Consider the following 22,287-nt stretch of genomic DNA (forward strand, 5'->3'; position numbering starts at 1 on the left):
TTTATGAACTGCATTATGCTTCCAACTTAAGCGGACGCTCTTCTTCCTGATCACGATGAATAATCGGAATTTTCATCGACACCTTCGTTCCTTTGGGCTCATTCACAGTCAAAATAATGCCGTAATCCTCGCCATGGTGCAGCTGAATCCGGTGATGGACATTCGCAACGCCCATGCCTGAAAACGTATGTGGACTGCGCCTTGTACGGAACGCCTCGAGCTGCTCATCTGTCATCCCCTCGCCATTATCGGAGATCACAATGTGCAGGCTTCCTTCATGAATAGAGGCTTGGATCACGATTTTACCACTCGTTTCTTTGCCAGCCATACCGTGTACGATGCTATTTTCCAGAATCGGTTGAATGAGCAGCTTGAGTAAATACTTCGATTCTGCCCGTGGATCGATATGCCATTCAACTTCAAATTTGTTACCGTAACGAATTTCCATGATGTAGAGGTAATGCTTTAAATTTGCGATTTCATCGGAAAAACGGATAAGCACGCCACCTCGGTTAAAAGAAGAGGATACCAGACGCATCAGAGCATTGGTCATGTTACGGATGTTGTCCGCCTTGCTGATCAGCGCCATTAACTTGATGGCATTCAATGTATTTATTAGAAAGTGCGGATTAATTTGCGACTGCAAGGCAGCAAACTCTGCTTTGCGCTTCGCTTGCTCTTGTTCCTCTCGCTGCCGTAGAAGCAGCTTAATTTGATCAAGCATATGATTAAACGTTCTGCCCAGCGCTGCCATTTCGGCAATTTTAGAAGTCCCAATCTTGGCGTTCAGCTCCCCTGACATCACAAGGGACATTTTACGGACTAATACGTGAATAGGCCTAGTTAAACTATGAACTAAATAAAAGGAAATCAACAGAAATACAACGATAACCGCGATGGTTGCGAATAGAACAAACTTAAAAATACGTTCATAATTGGCCGTTACCTTACTGTAAGGTATCTCTTGAATCGCTTTCCAACCTGTATCTCCAACGCTTGCATAAGTTACTAACATCTGACGATCACTAACCTGATCGATAAAATGTCCTTCTCGCGCTCCTCTGATTTGTTCCAGCTTTGCCGACGTTAAGCTCGCTTGGTCCCAATTGTAGCTGGCTGTGACCACTTGGCCTTCCTTGCTGACAATGACATAGGTGGAATCGTCGTTGGGCTGCTGTCGCAAGATTTTATCAAACGCTTCCTCATTCAGTGAAAAATAAATCATTTCGACGTTACTTAGCGTATGGTAGTCACTGGGGGCAATAGCCGCTGCTACAGCTAAAGGTACAGTCACACCATATAAGAGGGTTTGCTGAAGACTAAGAAATTGAACATTATCTTTTTGCTGTAGTAATTTCCGATACCATGCCTCTGAACGCAGCTCCCGCTCGTCCTTGGTCAAGTTCTGCTTAAATGAATACACACCGCCATCTTTATAGAAAAAGTGGATCGCCAGTACCTGGCTGGACATCGAGTAGGTGTATCTGCTTAGCGCAAGTGTCAACTCGTTAATATACTTGAACCGATCACTCTCATCTGATTGAGATAAAGCGGTTGCAGTTGATAAAACATCTCGATCCACACCGACTGCAGCAGCAGCGTATTCAATTTTACTGATCTCCTGCTGGGCTGAATAGGTGACCGCATGGAGGGTTTGCAGGGTTCGCTCCGTTGTTTGCTGCAGTAAATCACGTTTGTATACTTGGAGAATCATGGTACTGATTGTCACAATCGGAAAGACAACCATGACGACTAACAAGATATGGAGAGTCACTGAAAACGACCATGGTTTAGCAAATAGCTTCAACACTTTCACCCCGTAATTTCAAATAGGAAATAGGACTTCGTAGACATAAATTCGGTCTAAATAGAGCGATGTCCTTTAATTGTATCTAAGTCGTTTTAGAACAACAACGGCTTCTGCTCGGTTTGCTAGTGCCAATGGTGCAAAGTTTTCAAGTTTACAAATAAAAAAAAGGACAAGCCGATTCATTCGACTGTCCTCACTGTAGTATAACGCCTCGCTTACACTAATCTTCTTGCCACAAAAGTTAGATCGTAAATATCAATAACGCCATTCCTATCGATATCGGCTTTGCTTACTTCAGTCCAGTTGGCACTTGTTGAAGTTGTGCCAAAATGATAAGACACAAATCCTAAATCAGCGACGCTAATTTTGCCATCAGGAAGTCCGCCTATTCCAGCGATATCTCCTGTGCTAGCCGTAATCAGCTTACTTGTGAACAAAGCGACTGCCTGATTAAGTTGCACCACGGCCTGATCCAATTCTTCTTGTGTAACATCCGGCTTGACCAAAGCAGCTTCGGCAACTTCAATCACCACTTGCAACGCTGCCTTCGCTCCTGTGATATATTGGCCGTTGGCATAACCCTCCAGCGCTCCAGCATACATAGCCTGAGCTTGCTGCACACCAGCCTGCAGCACCGTCTTATCCAGTATGGCTGCAACGATGACCGTTTTCTCTAAAGGTAAAGTCAGCTGCTCGTTCCCGATTCCGTCCGCTACTAGAACTGGGCCGATCCCAAATTTCGAACCGCTCGTCGTGGTCTTCGTTGTGAAGGTAAAACGCAGTACAGGCACATCGCCATTTAAAGCGTGACTAGCGTCGGTTGTCGCCAAGACGAATCTCTCGGTGCCTCCAGGACTGCTCGACGTCTGGTTCAAGATAAGGGTGTTTGCTGCGAGTGGCTGCGCGTCGATCAACTCAAACACCTGACTATCATAAGTCAGTGTAACATCCTGTGCTGAGACATTGCGTGCTCCCTTTAATCCATAGTCAAGCGTATATGTTTCGCCAATCTTCACCTGCTCGTCACCCGTCAGAGCAACTTCTGTCCCAGCAGGGACTGCACCGTCAACTAATCGGATAACGCCGAAGCCCGAAGTGTCCACCCAACCTGAATCCGTTAAGTTGTTCCACATAGCCACACTATTTCTTGTTCCGATGCCTGGATCATCATTAACTTGAACGTCAAATCCCATAACATGACCTGGCACAGGGGTAATCTTATTCCAGCGGATTGCAGCTTCCACCCGATAACCAAGGACATGATTGTCTGCTCCATATACCGTCTTGGTAACCGATTGCAGCTGATCCCTTAGGAATGTCCCTCGAGAGCTGATTTGATTCAAATAATTGAAGCGAATTTGTGCATCATCGTTCTCATACAAACTACTTTTATGATTATTCTCATCAATAAATATTTCGACGGAATCCTGTAAATGGGTTTGGGCATTCGTTGCGCTTAATAACGGGTCATCCACCTCAACCAATACATATAAATACTGGTCATCCCACTGGGTACGGAATTTCCCTTTTGCCCCTTGCACTGTTGAAGTTGCTGAGTACCTTTCGGTCGTATGGATACTGCTCTCGTCCCAGCTTGCGTCTATCTCTCCGTCAATGATAGGTGTACCTTTTCTTGCTTCAGCGTATAAGGAAGCAGGGGTAAATTTCAACAAACCCACATTAGCCATCGTGACAGCTTGCTGACCAGACGTGTCATTCCAATGAATCGTTTCTGCGCCATTCGTTACACTAACATCAAATCCTATGTTTTTACCTACAGCAGATAGGGTACTATCTAACGGCAAACGGAAAATGCCCTTATAACCGCCTGCTTCCTCCTGCGTATAGCTGCTATCACTACTTTGAGTCTGCAGCCTGCTAAACGTATAGGCATGATCATCCTGATCATAAACCGCTGTTCTGCGGTTGTTACCATCCACAAACAACTTTACTGCGTCCAAGGCGTCTACCGTGTGATCAACCACTTCTACTTTGACATACAAGGCGTTGTCATGCCATAGCGTCTTGAAAGAAGCGCTTGTATACGTGCTCCCTGTAACCGTAACTGGCGTCATATAATCCCATACAGGATTCTCGAGTCCGGCAGCATCGATCGTCAAGGCCCCGCTCTGTTCAGCATGTATCGTTTGAATGAGTACTGGAAGCTTACTTGGGTCTACCAACGCCCAATATGCAGACTTAGCCTTTAAAGATTCATCAAAAAGTAGAGGAAGATCCTTTCTACCACCCGGTGTGCTGTCTAGCCAAGTGCGATCATCCGCCAATCCCCAAAACGTAACGCCTGTAATATTCGCTTTATACTTATTGAAAACTTCGAACATGTCTTTAAATTGATAAGCTTGCTGAACTAACAGTGCGTCCACAATTTGCTTATCGGCAATGGCATCATACTTTTCAGTGGCATTTTTGTAGATGGACATGTCCATCTCCGTAATCTGAATCTCTATGCCAAGTGCTGCTAACTTCGCCATCGTACGATCTACTGTATCTTTATCCGGAATATAAATCGTATTGTGCGTTTGTACGCCGATTCCATGAATAGGTACTCCCTTTGCAAGCAGGTTCTGAATCATGCTAATGGTGAAGTCCAGCTTGGCAGATGATTCGAATATACCGAATTCATTGTAGAAAAGCTTCGCATCCGGGTCTGCTTCATGCGCATATTGGAACGCTTTCTCAATAAACTGCGGCCCCGCTATACTATACCAATTGGTTCTGCGGAATCCATCCGGTTGACTGGCATCGATCGCTTCGTTGACAACATCCCAGGCATAAATCTTGCCTTTGTACCGCTCAACAATCGTTTTGATATGGTTCTCCAATCGCGCATACAGCAATTCTTTTGTCGCAGGTTGACCTAATGCATCCACGAACATCCAATTGCCGACGCCTTGATGCCAGACCAATGTATGCCCACGTACTTTCATCCCGTTCGCTTGTGCGAAATTCACATAGACATCGGCCGTATCAAAAGTGAATTCACCTTCCCTAGGCTGGAGATAAGATGGCTTCATGGAGTTCTCAGCGGTTATGCTGTTGAAATGCTTCTTGATTAAATCACTGTGCACATCGCCATTGAGATAATCGGGCGGCAAAGCAACCCCTATGGGGAAATCAGCGGCAAAAACATCCTTCAACGAGGGGATATTGGTTTCGACAACCTTCGGAGGAATAACCTTCTCCACCACGCTGACATCATCTAAGTAGAAATCAGTTCCCGTGCTTGCCGTCTCGAAATACAGATCGAGCGACGATAAAGTACCTGTATACTCTAACGTAAATGCGCCTGAGATCTGCTTCCATGCCTGCCCATTTGCATTCACGTTAGCTACACCCTGATAAGAGGTTACGCCACCAATCACCTTCTGGAGACTTAGATTCACCTTTTCCTCTTTATCTTCCGGAAGTCTTACCCAGGCGGATACGATGTAGGTCTTCCCTTTTACAAGCTTACTTAGCATCGGCTGCATGACGCCCTTCCAGTTCGCACTGCGTCCTGACACCAGCAGACTTTTCGTTCCATTATACACAGGCTGTGGCGCATAGACAGCTTGGAGAACAACGCCGCTGCCCCGAATTTGCCAAGGGCTGATTCCAAGCTCCATACCCGGATTACTGATCAGTTCATTGGGTTTCTCCAAAAGAACTGCATCATCCACATAGATATCGAAGGCATCTGTAGCGGATTCCAAATACAGAGTCAAGTTCGTAATCGCTCCCGAAATTTCCTCCGTTACTTTATAAGTTGCTTGAATTTGGGTCCATTGTCCGGCTACCAAATTTTTGGCGGAGCCCACTCCTTTAAACACGCTGGGCTTCGTTCCTCCATCGATACTCTTATCCAGCGTAAGCCGGATCTCCTTCCCGGCACCCGCAGTATCCACCTTGACCCATACACTGATGTCGTATTCACTGCCTACCTTCATCTTGCCATAAACCGCCTGCTGCACACCGCGAAATGCAGCGGTACGGACAACCTTCATGCTGTATGCACCCGTATGAGCATCACTATTGACCGTAAGTGTTGAGTTCCCACGCGCTGTCCAGCCATTCACTGTTCCTGTCTCGAAGTCAGGATTCGCAAACAGGTTAGACGCAATCTGCCCGGAAGGCACCGTTGAATCTATCGCAGCCATTCCAGTCAAAGGATGTAGAAGCGACAAAACCATCATGAATGTAAGAAACAAGATGAGCTGAAGACCTTTCATTTTTCCTGAAAACATTATTATCCCTCCTTTATTCCTAGTCAAAAGATTGAGAAATCTATCCTTTCACACCGCCAAGCGTTAAGCCTTTGACGAAATAGCGTTGTAAGAAAGGATACACGAGAATGATTGGCAAACTGGATACGACGGTCATCGTTGCTCGGATAGATCCTGGTGTAACCGCATGTTCGGTTTGCCCAGCCGATGCATCCTGTAAAGCTTGCTCCATGGTTCCCGTCACTTGTTGATTCGCTGATTGTAAAATCTTCATGAGCTCATATTGAAGCGTGCTTAAATTCGGATTATTAGATGCGTACAGGAACGTATCGAACCATGCGTTCCATTGCGAAACAGCAATGAATAGCGCGATTGTAGCAAGTACAGGCATACACAATGGAAATATGATTTGTATAAAGATGCGAAAGTCACCAGCCCCGTCTATCTTGGCAGATTCATTCAAACTCTCCGGCAAGGAATGAATATACGTCCTGATTACCAACAGATTAAAGGCTGTTACGATACCAGGAAGCACATAAACCGCAAAGTTATTGACCAATCCAACATCCCGGATTAGAAAGTAAGTGGGAATGAGTCCGCCATCAATATACATGGTGAATACGTAAGCCATCGTAATGAAACTTCGCAACACATAATCCTTCCGACTGATTGTGTACGCCACCATCGCCGTTAGAAACACACCTGAAACAACGGCAATCACTGTACGGAGGAGAGAAATCATACCCGCATGCCAAATATGGGAATCTCGAATCAAATCCTGATAATTAAATAAAGTAAACTTTCTGGGCAACAAATAAATGCCACCCTTCATACTGTCCGTTGCATCATTAAGTGAAAGCGCTATTACATTGAGAAAAGGGTATAACGTAAATACTAACAATAAGCTCAATAGAATCGTATTGATGATGTCAAACAGATTACTGCCTGTTAATAGCTGTTTTGTACGGTACATGCCCAGTCCCCACCTTATATAATTCTTTCTTCACCCATTTTACCCGCAATGTAGTTGGCCATTAATAGCATGGCGATACTGACGACACTGTTGAATATGCCTGCTGCTGCTGCAAAGGAATAGCGTGATAGGCGTATGCCGTACTCCAATACAAAAATATCGAAGACCATCGATTTATCCTTAACCAAACTGTTTCCTAGCAAGTACTGCTGTTCAAAACCGGCCTGCATGACGTGACCAATACTCATGATGAGCAAAATCACGATCGTTGGTTTTATACCTGGAAGGGTGATATGACGGATCTTTTGCAACCGGTTGGCTCCATCGATATCCGCCGACTCATAGAGATGTGGCTCAATAGCGGAGATTGCCGCCAGATAGATGATGGCGTTCCACCCTACATTTTTCCACACATTCGCGATCCCGATAATCCACCAAAACAGGTCCGGTTTCCCCAGCCACATTTGAGAAGAATCGATGACTCCCAGCTTTAGCAACAGAATATTAACGATTCCATTGTCAGAGGAGAGCATAACCATAATGATATTGGCAGCAACTACCCATGAGATAAAATAAGGCAAATAGGAGATTGTCTGTACCGTTCTCTTAAACCAAGTCACTCTCACTTCATTTAATAAAATCGCCAACCCGATCGCCGTAATGAAGCTAAACGTAATATTGATGGCGCTCATGGCAAGCGTATTGCGAAGAACATGGTAGAACAACTCATCTGTAAAAATACGTTTAAATTGCTCAAGTCCAACCCACTTTTGATGTAAAAAGCTTTTGCCTGGCACATACTCTTGAAAAGCCATCGACCATCCCCATAAGGGCATATACTTAAAAATGAATAGATGGATCAAAAGCGGGACAGACATAAGCACCAAGACTCTTTGCTGCCATAGTCGCTGAGTAAATGTTTTTTGCAGTATGATGAACCTCTCCTATCCGCTTGTTCATTACTTTCTCTTTCTCTGTGAAAATCTCTCATCTGGCATGAAGGTGAGGAGAACTCTCCTGGAGTCCCCCCTCACAGCCAAATGTTTACCAATTCTTCATGCGGAAATCAACCGATTTCTGAAGTTCATCGATATACGATTTCGTATCCAAAGCCTTAAACTTTCCTGTATACTCTTCCCATACTTTGTTGTAGTCAGCTGGACTTGACAGAACTAGCTTCGGAATGTAGGAGGTCAATAAATCATCGATCTTCTGCTTGGTTAGCTCCGCTTTTCCGCCCTTTTCCAAAACGATATCAAAAAGTGGGAAATACTTGCGTACTTCTGGTTTTGCAAATAAATCATTGTAAGATGAAATGCCGTATGCCTTAATAATTTCCTTATCGATGTCATTATAAGTAGCTGTAAGAAGTTCTGCCTGATTATCGGCGCGTGCCGCATTTCCGTCTGCCCAGTATCCGACCGAAATTGGAAGTCCAAGGAAGTAATCCCCGCCCCACTGCTTTTTGTACTCCGGATTCTTAAAGTTTGCGATCATCTCAGGAGTTCTATAGAATCGGCCCTTCTCGTTAACTTTATAATCAACGTCCTTCACGCCCCAAGAAATCAAATTCTGCGTATCTTGTTTCGCTAGGTAATCCAAATACTTGATAATGGCAACAGGATCTTTGGCATCCTTAGAAATACCCATACCTGCTGATGTTGACATACCGAGTGGCGGCGTATACTGCTCTTTGATGCTGCTATCGTAGACAAGTGGCAATGGTACGAAAGAACGCTCTGGTTTCTCCTTGTCCAGAATATCAATGGCTTTGCCGATCTGGAAACGCTGGTCGTGTAAACCAAGTACTCTACCAGAAGTAAGCTTCGCAATATATTGGTCGTAGTTCATGATGAACATCTCTTGATCCAACAATTTTTTGGCGTTGATCTCATTCAATTTCTGATAGTAACGCTTGGACATGTCTTTATCTTGGAAAGTATCTACCTTGAAGCCGCCATCCACCTTGTTGGCAATCCCAGCTCCGTCATTGGGATAGCCGGCGAGAAAAAACGACGGATTAACCAAGTCATGTTTACGCGAGCCTTCCATAATCCCTTCAAAGCCAATCGTTTTGCCGCCTTCAATTTCCGGATACTTCTTGGCATACTTTTCGATCACATCAAAATATTCATCAAGCGTCTTGATCTTCGGGTAGTTAAACTCCTTCAATACGGCTTTCTGAATCCAAAAGCCAGTCTGTGGAGTTCCCAGCAACGGGGCTTTATCTCCCTCTTCGTATGGCACCCATCCTGGGAGAAAATAGACCTTGCCATCCGGCTGCTTCAGCTTATTCCAGCGTGCATTGTATAGCTTCTTAAGGTTCGGAGCGTATTTGTCCACCAACTCATCGAGTGGAATGTAGGCGCTGGCGCTAAGCAGCTTGGATGTAGATGGACCTCCGTCCATGAGATCCGGGTAATGACCGGAAGCAATCATGACACCAATTTTGGTATCCAAATCACCCACTAGATATTCCCGCTTTAGCTTGACATTGGTCTCTTTGTCAATCATGTCACCTACGCGAGTAGACCCTGGATAATCAGGTAGCGAACGATTAATAAACACACTAAATTCTTTTGGTTCCGCTTTCGTATTGCCCCCTGAATCCGTACTGCTTGTGCTTGGTTTCGATTCCCCGCTGCTGCATGCTGCAGCAGTCAGGGCTAATGCAGCGACTAGCGTTACAGAAGCCGCTTTTTTGAAAACCTTCATTAGGACTCACTCCTCGTGGTTTTATCGTGCAGGTCATTAACCTAAACCTATTATAAGTAGGAATATCTTACCATTCCTATATGACAGAATATAGAATTCGTTCGAAATAATATAGCATTTCATTTGTAAGCCCGTAGAGACCTTCCCTTGGCATGGTTCCCTCTTTATAATGAAGGAATCAACACCTGATGGAGGATTACCGATGCCCGCATTCTTTGGCTTTGCCAGATTAAATAACATGAAAATCCATAAGAAACTGCTGCTCATCTACATTTTCTGTGTATTCCTGCCCATCACTCTGAGTAACTATCTCTTCTATGCCAAAATAACCCAAAGTGTGAAAAAAGAAGAACAACGAAATATCGAGCTTTCGCTCGAGCGTTTAGATAACCAACTGACCCGCTCCTTCAAAGAGGCCGCAGCGTTAAGCAACAATATTTATTTTTCTCGGAGTTTCTACGAGGGTTTGGATACAACCTATCAAGACAATCTAGACTATACCCTGAATTATGGCAGCTACTTTCGTACCCCCCTTATGGGAGTGACTCCCTATTTCCAATATCATTTCACCATTAGTTTCTATACGGATAATCCAACGGTTCTGAATGCTGGAAGCGTTCTCAGAATTACGCCAACGATACTTAACAGCACGTGGTACTCACAAGCCTTCAACACAAACAACCGTCATGGCGATATGTTCTATTTTGGGCAAGAGGTGACTAGCGATGGAGAACGACTGTTCAGCGTCATCCGGAAGTTGAACTACTATACGTCCTATTCCCAGTATCAAAAAATATTAAAAGTTGATATTCGCTACAATGTCCTAGCAGACATTTTCAAAAGTGAGGGTACCTTGGGCAAGTTTTCCCTCGTTGACGACAATAACCGAGTGATCTATTCAAGTCTGCCAGAGCAGCAATACTTAGCCCCCTTTAATCCAGCTTCTGTTCCAGATAAACAATTTACAATGACCAAGCAACTCACTTCGTTCGATTCCATGACAGGGTATCGAATTATCGGGGTTTACGAGGAATCCGTCTTCCACAAGGCGCTAGAGCAGCCCAAGAAATACGTCTTGCTCATTGAGTTAGCTACGCTGTTGTTTGCAACCATCCTCATTATTCTGATTTCCAGATCCTTATATTTCCGAACGCGTTTGCTCTCCCGCCATATGGATAAGGTCAATAACCAGCATTTCACGTTAATTGAGTATCCACATGTCGGAAAAGATGAGATCGGTCTCTTGTTTCACAGCTTTAACCGCATGATCCGAAAGGTCAAACAGCTGATTAACGATGTCTATGAGGCGGAACTTCGGCAGAAGAACTTTGAACTGGAAAGTAGACAAGCGGAGCTAACAGCCCTGCAAAGTCAGGTTAATCCCCACTACTTATTCAACGTGCTGGAAACCATTCGGATGAAATCCGTTATTAAAGGGGAATTGGAAACCGCGGATATTTTAAGCTACATGTCGAAGTCCTACAGAAGGTTTCTCACTTCTAACCGAGAATGGGTTACCGTAGAGGAAGAATTGAGCATGATACAGGAATTTCTATCCATACAAAAATATCGGTTTGAAGATGAAATCGACTATTCGCTGGAAGTTGAGAAAAACACACTGCCTTTATACATTCCCTCCATGGTCTTCCAGCCCTTTGTGGAGAATGCGTTTAAGCACGGGATACAGGGATTAGATGAGAAAGGGCTCGTATCGATACGCGTGTATGAGGAAAAGAACTATCTGGTCTTCTATATTGAAGACAATGGGATCGGAATCAAACCAGAGAGGTTGAATCAACTACTGGAAGACGTAAGAGCCAAAGAACCTCAACTTAACCGAATCGGTATGCAAAATGTATTTCGCCGGATTACCTTCTTCTTTAAAGATCAATTTGAATTTAATATCAACAGCAGCGAACATGAATTTACGGCTATTGAGTTGAAAATCCCCCTCTGCCGGAAGCATCCAACCGATGGCTTTGATGACAAATAAAGGAGCTGTACGATCATGCTGAAAGTTCTCCTCGTCGACGATGAACCCGTTATTCGTGCGGGCTTAGCCCAACTTATCCAGTGGGAGAAATACGGTTTTACCATTGTCTCCAAAGCCAAAAACGGTGAACAGGCTCTGCAGCTCATGCAGGAGGAAGCGCCAGATGTCATCATTACCGACATTCGCATGCCAAAGATGGATGGCCTCCAATTGATTCAAGCTGTGAGGGAAGAGCGGAACCTGCAAATACCGGTCATCATTTTGACAGGCTTTAATGAGTTTGACTATGCCCGTCAAGCTATCCGCTATCAAGTTCGTGATTATTTACTGAAGCCTGTGGACAAAGAAGAGCTGATTGCTGCACTGACTCGTATTCGTGACACCCTAAGGATCGATCATGCTTTACCGGTTGACAGTCAATCTGGGAACGCTATCAAATTATTGCTTCGCAGCACCACAAGTCATGACATCAAAATAAAGCTTTGCCAATCCTTACATACTCACTATCCTGTTTTACTTATGGTCATCATGCTGCAGAATCACACGCAAACCACATTCACCCAGATCTATCATTTTCTACAGCCAGTGTGGGAAGCCTTCCGCTTGTCCGAATCTTTTGTACGCTTTTACATTGATGCAGATGGGTATATCGCGGTTCTGATCCGACCTGAGTCTGCTCATCTCAGTAAAACAGAGGAAAAACAGCTTGCCTATGCCTTGCTGCATGCGATTCACAACACCTTGGATCAGGAAGCATTTCTTTCCGTTGGTCATCTTGCACACTCACCCGAGCAGCTCGCCGATGCTTTTCAAGCAGCTTGCGCCGCTTCTGTTTATTCCTTGTACGTTGATCGTCCAACGGTTCTTGCGTATGAAGACATCAAGCTCCTTCCACCTTTCAAAAGCCAATATGAATATCTCGCTTCCTTTCAACAACTGAAAGAATCAATTGAAAACAATAACCCCCAAGAAATGAAAATTGTCGTCACAGATATTTTTGATTTCTTCGTGGAACAATTTATTTCACCCGATACGATTAAAGTACATTTATATCGTTTTTTGCTGGAGATCGAGAAATATGTGGCCGAAATGAACGGCGACATCCAGCCGATTATCAAAGCCGCCAATCACATTGATCTCACCTGCACAACCACGCCGATCCGTATTCAAAGGGAGACGTTCCTGGGCACCTGCCAGCAGATTGGCACGGAAATAGCCTTCCTACGGATACAACAGAATTTCGGGATCATTGATCAGATCGAGCAATATGTAAACAGTCATTTCCACGAAAATATGACTTTAAAGGATGTTGCCGCCAAATTCTATATGAATCATGCCTATTTAGGACAACTTTTCCGTAGAAAGAAAGAAATTCACTTCAATGAATATCTCCATCAAGTTCGCATCGAGGAGGCTAAGCGCTTGCTTCGCCTCACTGATTTGAAAATTGCTGAGGTTGCCAAAAAAGTTGGCTACAACGACCCCGCTTATTTTAGTGGCAAGTTCGAAAAACATGTAGGATTTACCCCTACTGCGTATAAATTAGGATTGCAGCCACAAATAAATCCTCCTAAGTAGGATGATTGAGATTGTAGGTTAACATTATCAAGCGTTTAAAAAAGGCGCCGCGGCCGAATAGTTTAAGAATAAGGAATTCATTTTCTATTAGAGCAATATAATTAAGTAAGACAACCATTATTAATACATACATGGCTTTGGTTTGTACAAAAAAATCGTTGATTTTTGCCCAAAGTTCATTGTATATTAATTATAATAATTATTATTAAGAAATTACTTTAATTTGATTGGAGAGGTAGAAATGAACCCAATGGATACTGCTAACTCAGGAAAATGCCCGTTCCCTCATGGAAATGGAAGCGCTACTAGTCACAAATCTAGTGGTACGACGAATAAAAACTGGTGGCCTAATCAGTTGAATTTGAACATTCTCCATCAACATGACCGCAAATCGAACCCTCTTGGCGACGATTTTGACTATGCCGAAGAATTCGGAAAATTAGACTACCCTGCGCTAAAACAAGATCTTCGTGATCTTATGACGAACAGCCAAGATTGGTGGCCAGCCGACTTCGGACATTATGGTCCCTTCTTTATTCGAATGGCTTGGCACTCCGCAGGGACATATCGTACAGGTGATGGGCGCGGGGGTGCTGGAACCGGCAATCAGCGTTTTGCTCCACTGAACAGCTGGCCTGATAACGGCAACCTAGATAAAGCGCGTCGACTCCTGTGGCCGATTAAGCAAAAGTATGGCAACAAAATCTCATGGGCGGATTTATTCATTCTAACCGGCAATGTCGCTATTGAATCGATGGGCGGCAAAACATTTGGCTTCGGCGGTGGCCGTGCGGACGTATGGCACCCAGAAGAAGACATCTACTGGGGTGTAGAAACCGAATGGCTGGGAGATAAGCGTTATACAGGCGATCGCGAGCTTGAGAATCCACTTGCTGCCGTTCAGATGGGACTTATCTATGTGAATCCAGAAGGTCCGAACGGCAAGCCAGATCCGCTTGCCAGTGCGCGCGACATCCGCGATACATTTAAACGAATGGGCATGAACGATGAAGAAACCGTTGCCCTCGTAGCTGGCGGACACACATTTGGCAAAGCCCACGGTGCAGGAGATGCGGCGCATGTTGGTGCAGAGCCAGAAGCAGCTGCTATCGAAGCACTTGGCTTAGGTTGGATCAGCACACACGGCTCCGGTAAAGGCCGCGATACCATCACAAGTGGTATTGAAGGTGCTTGGACAGCGAATCCGACACAGTGGGACAATGGTTTCTTTGAACTTCTGTTCGGATATGAATGGACACTGACGAAGAGCCCTGCAGGCGCACATCAGTGGACGCCCATCAATCCCGCTGAAGAGCATCTCGCGCCAGACGCGGAAGATGCCTCTATTCGTGTGAAGACCATCATGACTACTGCGGATATGGCCTTGCGTGTGGATCCAGCATATGAAGCCATTTCTCGTCGGTATTATGAGAATCCGAAAGAATTTGCAGATGCGTTTGCTCGTGCATGGTTTAAACTCACGCACCGGGATATGGGGCCTCTTGCTAGATATCTAGGACCGGAAGTTCCAGAAGAAGTTCTGATCTGGCAAGATGCTGTGCCGGCTGTTGCCTACACATTAACAGACGCAGACGTTGCAGATATCAAAACAAAGATCCTAGCTTCTGGCCTCTCAATCAGTGAGCTCGTAACGACAGCTTGGGCTTCAGCCAGCACATTCCGTGGTACGGACATGCGTGGCGGCGCCAACGGTGCTCGCATTCGGCTTGCCCCACAGAATGAATGGGAAGTGAATCAACCCAATCAACTGACCAGAGTTCTTACCATTCTTGAAGGCATTCAAGAAGACCTGGATGTCGAAGTGAGCCTCGCTGATTTGATCGTACTTGGCGGCAGCGCCGCGGTGGAAAAAGCTGCACGTGATGCAGGCTTTCAAGTAACGGTTCCCTTTACGCCTGGACGCGGTGATGCAACCGAAGAACAAACCGATGCAGAAAGTTTCGCTGTGCTAGAACCAATCGCTGATGGTTTCCGCAACTATCAGAAGAAGCAGTATCGTGTAAGCTCAGCAGAACTTCTCGTCGATAAGGCACATCTGCTTAACCTGACTGCACCAGAAATGACAGCCCTTGTTGGCGGCATGCGTGTGCTAGGAACGAACTTCGGCGGCAACAAACATGGCGTATTCACCGACCGTGTAGGTACACTAACGAACGATTTCTTTGTTAACTTGCTCGATATGGGCGTACAGTGGAATCCTGCAGGCGATGATGTATTTGAAGGACGCGATCGCAAGACAGGCAAAATCGTTCGTTCCGCAACGACAGTTGACCTCGTCTTCGGTTCAAACTCCGTTCTACGCGCCATTGCAGAAGTTTATGCGCAAGATGATAATAAAGAAAAGTTCGTGCGCGACTTCATAGCTAGCTGGGTCAAGGTCATGAATGCTGATCGTTACGACTTGAAATCATAACTTCATCTTATCCAAGTAAAGCAAAGAGCCGTATATCTCGTGATATACGGTTCTTTGCTTTACTTGTATCCCCTAGTAATTTACAAAATCAATATGTGGCATTAACATTGCACAAACAAAAAAACAATAAAGTAAAGTTAAACACAAACAAATATATTGAAATAAATGTGTTTTTGGTTTGTTTTAATAATTTTAGGAGGAATGCCTATCTAGTAACTCTGTCAGCGATCATCTGTCTGAACGTTAGAAGTTACCAAACCATACTGAAATTACCTAAAGGAGGAATCATCTTGTTGAAAACTAAGAAATTCGTCTCTGCATTCATGGCATGCACGATCGCTTGTTCTGTTGTCTATTCCGCAGGAGCAGGCTTTGTACCGGTCGCTTTCGCCACAGCTTCGATTGATACACCAACTGCTTCCTTGCCTGCTGGCCGATATGAGGAATCCGTTAGTGTTACGTTAAACTCCGCTATTTCGGGAGCAAACATTTATTACACACTAGACGGCACTAAGCCTGATGAAACATCCCTTACGTATGATGGGTTACCTATCGTCCTCACGGACTCGACAAACCTCTCTGTTATTGCCTTGAAAGACGGCATTTGGAGCAAACCTGCTACATACGGCTATATCATCAAGACATCCGAGAAACCACTGTTGAAATTCGCTGCTATGTCGGACATTCATATTGGTCCTGGTACCGATGAGGAGAATGCCAAGGTTCGAGCACGATATGCCAGTAATTTTGATGTCATGTCATCCATCTTCCCTAACCCGGATGCCATTCTTATCGCAGGTGATTTAATTAATGACAACGGCGATGGCAAAGGTCCGCATCATACGTTTGTTCGCGACGTATTCCAGGAACAAATGGCACGAAAAGGCTGGACGAACATGCCCGTGCAGATTGCCATCGGTAACCATGACGCAAGCGTTGCAGAAGTTAAAAATTATTATCCAGCGGATTGGTTTACGACGCAGTCGAACGGCTATTACGAGAAAACAATTGGGGACTACTCGTTTTTCTTTTTGAACGGGAACAACTATAACAGCGACACGACACAAAGAAACTGGCTGAAGGGGCGGCTTGCAGCGCTAACGGCTGATCCTGCGAATATAAACAAACCGATCTTCATTACTTTGCACCATCCTATTTCTAGTACAATTATGGATGGTCAACAAGGATCTAATACGAACCTTAATACAGATTTGCTGAATTATCCGCAAGTCATCGTCATGTCTGGTCACTCTCATTTGGATATCAATGATGATCGTTCTATTTATCAAAAAGATTATACCTCTGTCAATCTCGGTTCCATGTCCTATATTGAAACCGATCACGGCTATTCCGCCGTTACAGATGAAGGTTTGATTGAGGGTCGCTTCGAATTTCCTAACAGTCAATCTCAATTCATTGAAGTCTACAAGGATCGCGTAGAGATTGAACGCGTGGAGTACAACGGCGATCCAGGTTCCATCTATGTTGGAGGCGTTTGGCAAGGAGCAGGCGGTCCAGTTCCGTACAAGAGCGCAGGCGCATTAGCAGGCAAGAAATGGGTCATTCAATTAAAAGGCAATACGAATGCTGAGATTAAAAGTAATTTTACGTACACAACGAGCAATCGGAACAAAACAGCACCGCAATTCCCCACAAACCCCGATGTTACGGTAGTAGTCGGAACGAATAACGTACCGGTACTCTCGTTCAGGCAAGCTAAGGACGACCAATCCATGCACCATTACGAGATCAAAGCACTGAACATGAGAACAGGCGCAGCTGTAAAATCTTACAATGTTTTGTCCGACTTTTACTTTTCGCCGATTCCGAACAAAATGAATGTTCCAATGCCCGGACTAGCTCCGGCAACGTCCTATGTCCTTACCATAACAGGCGTAGATGCTTATGGAAACAAAAGTTCACCTTTGCAGACTTTATTTAGAACCGATGGCACAGCACCAGAATTGACACCTATCGATCCAGCTACCATGTGGAATCAACTCGTGTCGGACATGAAATTCGACAACAATCTGAATGACGATGCCCTTGGCGTAACAGGTATGTCAACCAAGGCCGGCAGCGTCACCTACGTCGATGGCAAATCCGGTAAAGCTGCCAGCATAGCGGCCGGCAATGCGAATTATATCGATTTGGGCAATAGGTCTGACTTGAAATTTGGGAATGGAAACTTTACAGTATCGTTCTGGCATACTGGCAATTTGGCAGCAGATCAGACGGTCATAGCCAACAAAAACTGGAATTCAGGCCTTAATCTAGGTTGGTATATCGGCCCTGCAACTTCGAATAACATGACGCTTAATATGGCTGACGGAACCAAACGAGTTGATTATTCGGCGGCAAGCGTAGGAACCGAATGGCATCTCTTCACACTAACAGTCGACAGGGCAAACAAGATCGCCTCAACCTATGTGGACGGCGTCTTTAAGAAATCTGGCGATTTGACCTTACTGGGCACTTCCAGTTTGGATACGGCATTTAATATCATCATCGGAGCAGACGGGAATAAAGGCAATGGTGGAGCAACCGTTACGATAGACGATTTAAAGATTTGGAAGCGCGCACTCAATGCTACAGAAGCCAAAGCGCTATCCGACTCCTATCTGACGACTACGTTATACACCTATGATCAGTTGATAACAAAGATCCAGGAAACCCAACAATTCGCTACGTATGCAGCCACTACAACAGGAATTACGCTCCCGGCTCAAACGAAAACGGAGTTGGAGGCACAACTTGCGGCCGCAATGGTATTGACGGCAAGCAGCGATGCAGCGTTGATCGATCAAGCTTATCTCGATTTGATGTGGACATTGCAAGTCGCGAAGGACAGCGTTATGTATACGTTCATTCCGAAAACGGCGTTCACAATCAACGCCTTCAGCTCTTATGCCGACAACGAAAACGCGTATGCTAGCAACATTCTGGATGGTCAAGAAACGACGATTTGGCATTCCAAATACCAAGCTCCTGCTGCACCTTTTCCGCATACGGTCATTATCGATATGGATAGCACATACAAGCTTAATGGCATTCAGCGAAAGAGCCGTCTCAGTCAAACCGCATTGGAATTCCCTAAAACGTTCGAATTATACGCATCGGATAACCTGGCAGACTTGAACGATCCCGCATACTTGGGCGTTCCTGCCAATAAAGCTTCCGGTACTTTTGGAAAAACGTGGACAGGCACACTTTATAAAGATTATGTCTCACTTGATAAGCCCGTTCAAGGCCGTTATGTAAAATTCGTGGTTACCGAAACCTATAATTCATCTTCAACATTTACCAGCATGAGCGAAATCGATTTTACTGGCGATAAAATCTCAAGCGGTAACGCAAAATTAACGGATCTTAAAGTAAACGGCATTACGGTAAGCCATTTTGCTCCCGATCAAACTAACTATTCCATGAGTGTCCCCAATAATGTGTCCGTAGCGACCGTGACCTACGCAACTTACGAGCCTCAGGCAATGGTCGTGGTTACCGGCGGAAGCAGCTTGCAGATCGGCGATAACGTAGTGACCATAAATGTCACAACACCGAATGGGCACACCCATGCGTATGTTATTCAGATTCATCGAGCTGATGTTCCACTTCCATCGGACGCCTCCTTACTTGATCTGCGTGTGAACGGATCGACGGTGAGTGGATTTGCATCAGACAAGCTAGACTATTCGTTCTCGGTACCGTATGACACAACGGTTACGACTGTAACCTATACGGCCGCCGATCCTGCCGCAACCGTATTAGCCGAAGGTGCCGGAAATTGGGTAGTCGGTGAAAACCAGCAAACAGTTACAGTAACGGTTACCGCTCAAAACAGCTCCCAGCAGGTATATACCATCGTAATTACAAGACAGCCTGAAGTTCTCTCGTCAAACGCAAACCTAATCGATCTGCGTGTCAATGGGGCAACTGTGAGTGGATTCGCATCAGACCAACTAGACTACAAGGTTTATGTCTCGAATAGTACAACAGTGGCAACCGTGACCTACTCCACTGAACATCCGCTCGCCAAGGTCATGATTTCCGGTGGAAATCCCCTAAGCGTTGGTGATAATCCTCTCTCCGTGCTTGTCACGGCACAGGATGGCACGTCTAAGACATATAGGATAACAGTTAATCGTGCATCAGACGAGCCAGGATCTGAGACAACAACACCACCTGTAGAACCGCCGGTTAACCCAGTTAAACCAGAGCTGCCGAAAGACGCAGTTACAATCAAAGAAGAAGACTTAAAATCCAGTTCTTCATCCGTTTCTGTGGAATTAACGCAAGGCATTACTAGCGTTGTTATTCCAATTGAGCAAGTACAGCAGCTAAACGGACGCCCTTTAACTGTCCATGCAGAAAACGTATCTCTTGTCGTTCCGAGCGATTTATTGAAATCCCTAAATAGCTTGTTGCCATCTAATGACGACTCTGCTGTTATTACGGTGAAACTTGAACCGATTTCAACAACGCAAGCGGAGCAAACGTTACAACAAGCGAATCGCAATGTAAACAGCATTTACTCATTGGGTGGACAGATATTCGATCTGTCGATCACCGTAACTGACGAGGCCGGCAAACCATACAAGGTGAGCGAGCTTCCAAAATCGGTTACGGTTACGTTCCCGATACCTGCAGGAATGGATCCTAAGCTAGCAGGCATTTACAGAATCCTGGAAGACGGAAGTTTCTCCTTCATAGGCGGAAAGCTGGTTAGCGGAAATAGCGCTATCGAGGTTGGACTCGATCATCTTAGCCAATACGCTGTGATTTCCCTAGAGAAAACGTATGATGATGTGACGAAGCAGCACTGGGCATACTCGACTATTCGAGAGCTGTCCGCTCAACATATCGTGAATGGGGCGACTGACTCAAGTTTTGAGCCAACTAGCAACGTTACCCGAGCTGAGTTTGCAGCCCTGTTAGTCCGAGTACTTGGTCTAACTTCAAGCGGGACTGCTTCATTCAGTGACGTGGCTGGAAATGCCTGGTACCTCAAAGATGTGTCCGCAGCTTATCAAGCGGGTATTATCACAGGCAATTCCCAGCAAATGTTCGAGCCTACTCGCAGCATTACCAGGGAAGAGATGGCCATAATGCTTGTTCGTGCTTATGAGCATCGGACGGGACAAAAGACAGATCAAGGATCTGCTCAAACCTTGGATGCTTCAAAGATCAGCGATTGGGCCTTGCCTTATGTGAATAAAGCGCTGAATGCGAAGCTCTTAACAGGGCGTCAAGAAGGGTTGTTCGTTCCTTCTGAGCACACCACCCGTGCGGAAGCCGCTCAAGCGGTATACAACCTGCTGAATTAATTCAAAGGTCAAGTATTAGCCTTACATTCAAAAGAAGATCGCTAACCTCTTAGCCAGGTGTGGCGATCTTCTTTGTATCAGCAAAGGAGCACAACATTATGATTCAACGGACACCAGTCAAATTTGTACTCTTCTCGTTATTATTGGCCTGGATGCTTATTCAGCCGGAGGCGGCAATGGCACACAACTCTTCCTTTGGTTATTCGAATGTAACACTCACCGCAACTGGGATGCGCTATGAGCTGTTACTACTTCCAGATGAGATACAGCCAATTCTCTCATTGGACCATGATCAAGATGGTACAGTTACCATAGAAGAAGCAAATCAAAAAGAATCCGAATTGCTTGCGTTCGTGGCGAGATGGATGTCTGTCAAAGCGGAAAATAGCGAATTGCCGCCAAAGTTTGCATCTATGGAGATGACGGAACGAGGCGTTGGGCTTCAAATGATTAAGTTGAACCTTAATTATGAATTTGGGAAGACCGTCAACGAAGTCGTTATCAAATATGATATCTTGGTTACAACCGCAAGTCCGGAACATCGCAACTTTGCCAACATTATCTCCATTGACGGCTCAACGAAAGAGTTTGTCTTTGACAAAGATCATCAAATCTTAAAACTGGGTATGAATCCGAGTCGTGGTTGGATATTTGATGTTTGGGCTTACATCTCGTTCGGCATGGAGCACTTGTTTACAGGATATGATCATCTGTTATTTCTTTTAGGACTGGTTATCGTACGCCTGAAATGGCGTGAGTACTTGAAAATTGTCACTGCCTTCACAGTCGGTCATAGTATTACACTAGCTTTGGCAGCGACAGGAATGGTTTCGATTCCCGGATCCATCATTGAACCTTTAATTGCATTAAGCATTGTCTTTGTGGCCGCCGAAAATCTGTTGCGTAAACAGCATAAGTGGCGCTGGCTGATAACTGCATTTTTCGGTCTTATTCATGGTTTCGGATTCGCTGGCGTACTTGAAGGTCGTTTCACAGGGCATATTGCCTTACCTTTGTTTTCCTTCAATCTAGGGATTGAAATCGGACAGTTGATTGTACTTGCTGTACTTCTGCCGATTATTCATACGATTGGGCTAACCCGTTGGAGAACCCAGACGCTTTATGCCCTTTCGGGCATGATCGGTTTGTTCGGGATTTATTGGTTCATCGAGCGTGTGGTATAGCGTCTGATACAAACAAAGAAGCTCGCCAGCCACCTGAACAATCAGGTAAGTGT

Annotated in this window: 10 protein-coding genes; 5 read left to right on the forward strand and 5 right to left on the reverse strand. The window is 45.2% G+C overall.

What is annotated here, in order from left to right:
• Nucleotides 1–13 precede the first annotated feature (13 nt).
• The 5 genes from GC096_RS35950 to GC096_RS35970 all read right to left on the reverse strand — a co-directional run bounded on the left by GC096_RS35950 (nucleotide 14) and on the right by GC096_RS35970 (nucleotide 9,721).
• A complete protein-coding gene (locus tag GC096_RS35950; protein ID WP_171637674.1) occupies nucleotides 14–1,807 on the reverse strand; it encodes a sensor histidine kinase in 1,794 nt (597 codons plus the stop codon).
• Nucleotides 1,808–2,025: 218 nt separating this feature from the next.
• Nucleotides 2,026–6,054: an endo-1,4-beta-xylanase gene (locus GC096_RS35955; RefSeq protein WP_171637676.1), complete on the reverse strand. Its 4,029-nt coding sequence runs from the start codon at nucleotides 6,052–6,054 to the stop codon at nucleotides 2,026–2,028.
• Nucleotides 6,055–6,094: 40 nt separating this feature from the next.
• On the reverse strand, nucleotides 6,095–7,006 hold the full coding sequence (locus tag GC096_RS35960; RefSeq protein ID WP_171637678.1) for a carbohydrate ABC transporter permease: 912 nt from the start codon (nucleotides 7,004–7,006) through the stop codon (nucleotides 6,095–6,097).
• 14 nt (nucleotides 7,007–7,020) lie between these two features.
• Nucleotides 7,021–7,821, reverse strand: a complete 801-nt coding sequence (locus GC096_RS35965) for an ABC transporter permease (RefSeq protein WP_246303231.1) — start codon at nucleotides 7,819–7,821, stop codon at nucleotides 7,021–7,023.
• A 229-nt stretch (nucleotides 7,822–8,050) separates the two neighbouring features.
• Nucleotides 8,051–9,721 carry an extracellular solute-binding protein gene (locus tag GC096_RS35970; protein ID WP_171637682.1) on the reverse strand — a complete coding sequence of 557 codons (1,671 nt, stop codon included), beginning with the start codon at nucleotides 9,719–9,721 and terminating at the stop codon, nucleotides 8,051–8,053.
• 202 nt (nucleotides 9,722–9,923) lie between these two features.
• On the opposite strand from GC096_RS35970, the gene GC096_RS35975 reads away from it, so the two are divergent.
• From GC096_RS35975 to GC096_RS35995, 5 genes are all read left to right on the forward strand, one after another.
• Complete coding sequence (locus GC096_RS35975) at nucleotides 9,924–11,714, forward strand: sensor histidine kinase (protein ID WP_171637684.1); 1,791 nt, start codon at nucleotides 9,924–9,926, stop codon at nucleotides 11,712–11,714.
• 15 nt (nucleotides 11,715–11,729) lie between these two features.
• The gene (locus tag GC096_RS35980; protein ID WP_171637685.1) at nucleotides 11,730–13,292 is read left to right on the forward strand and encodes a response regulator transcription factor; all 1,563 of its coding nucleotides are present in this window, start codon (nucleotides 11,730–11,732) and stop codon (nucleotides 13,290–13,292) included.
• A gap of 241 nt (nucleotides 13,293–13,533) precedes the next feature.
• On the forward strand, nucleotides 13,534–15,726 hold the full coding sequence (gene katG, locus GC096_RS35985) for a catalase/peroxidase HPI (protein ID WP_171637686.1): 2,193 nt from the start codon (nucleotides 13,534–13,536) through the stop codon (nucleotides 15,724–15,726).
• Between the two features lie 290 nt (nucleotides 15,727–16,016).
• The gene (locus tag GC096_RS35990) at nucleotides 16,017–21,050 is read left to right on the forward strand and encodes an S-layer homology domain-containing protein (protein WP_171637688.1); all 5,034 of its coding nucleotides are present in this window, start codon (nucleotides 16,017–16,019) and stop codon (nucleotides 21,048–21,050) included.
• Between the two features lie 98 nt (nucleotides 21,051–21,148).
• Nucleotides 21,149–22,234, forward strand: coding sequence for a HupE/UreJ family protein (locus tag GC096_RS35995; protein WP_171637690.1), 1,086 nt, complete (start codon nucleotides 21,149–21,151; stop codon nucleotides 22,232–22,234).
• Nucleotides 22,235–22,287 lie beyond the last annotated feature (53 nt).

The sequence above is a fragment of the Paenibacillus plantarum genome, assembly GCF_013141695.1.
Taxonomy (GTDB): Bacteria; Bacillota; Bacilli; order Paenibacillales; family NBRC-103111; genus Paenibacillus_E; species Paenibacillus_E plantarum.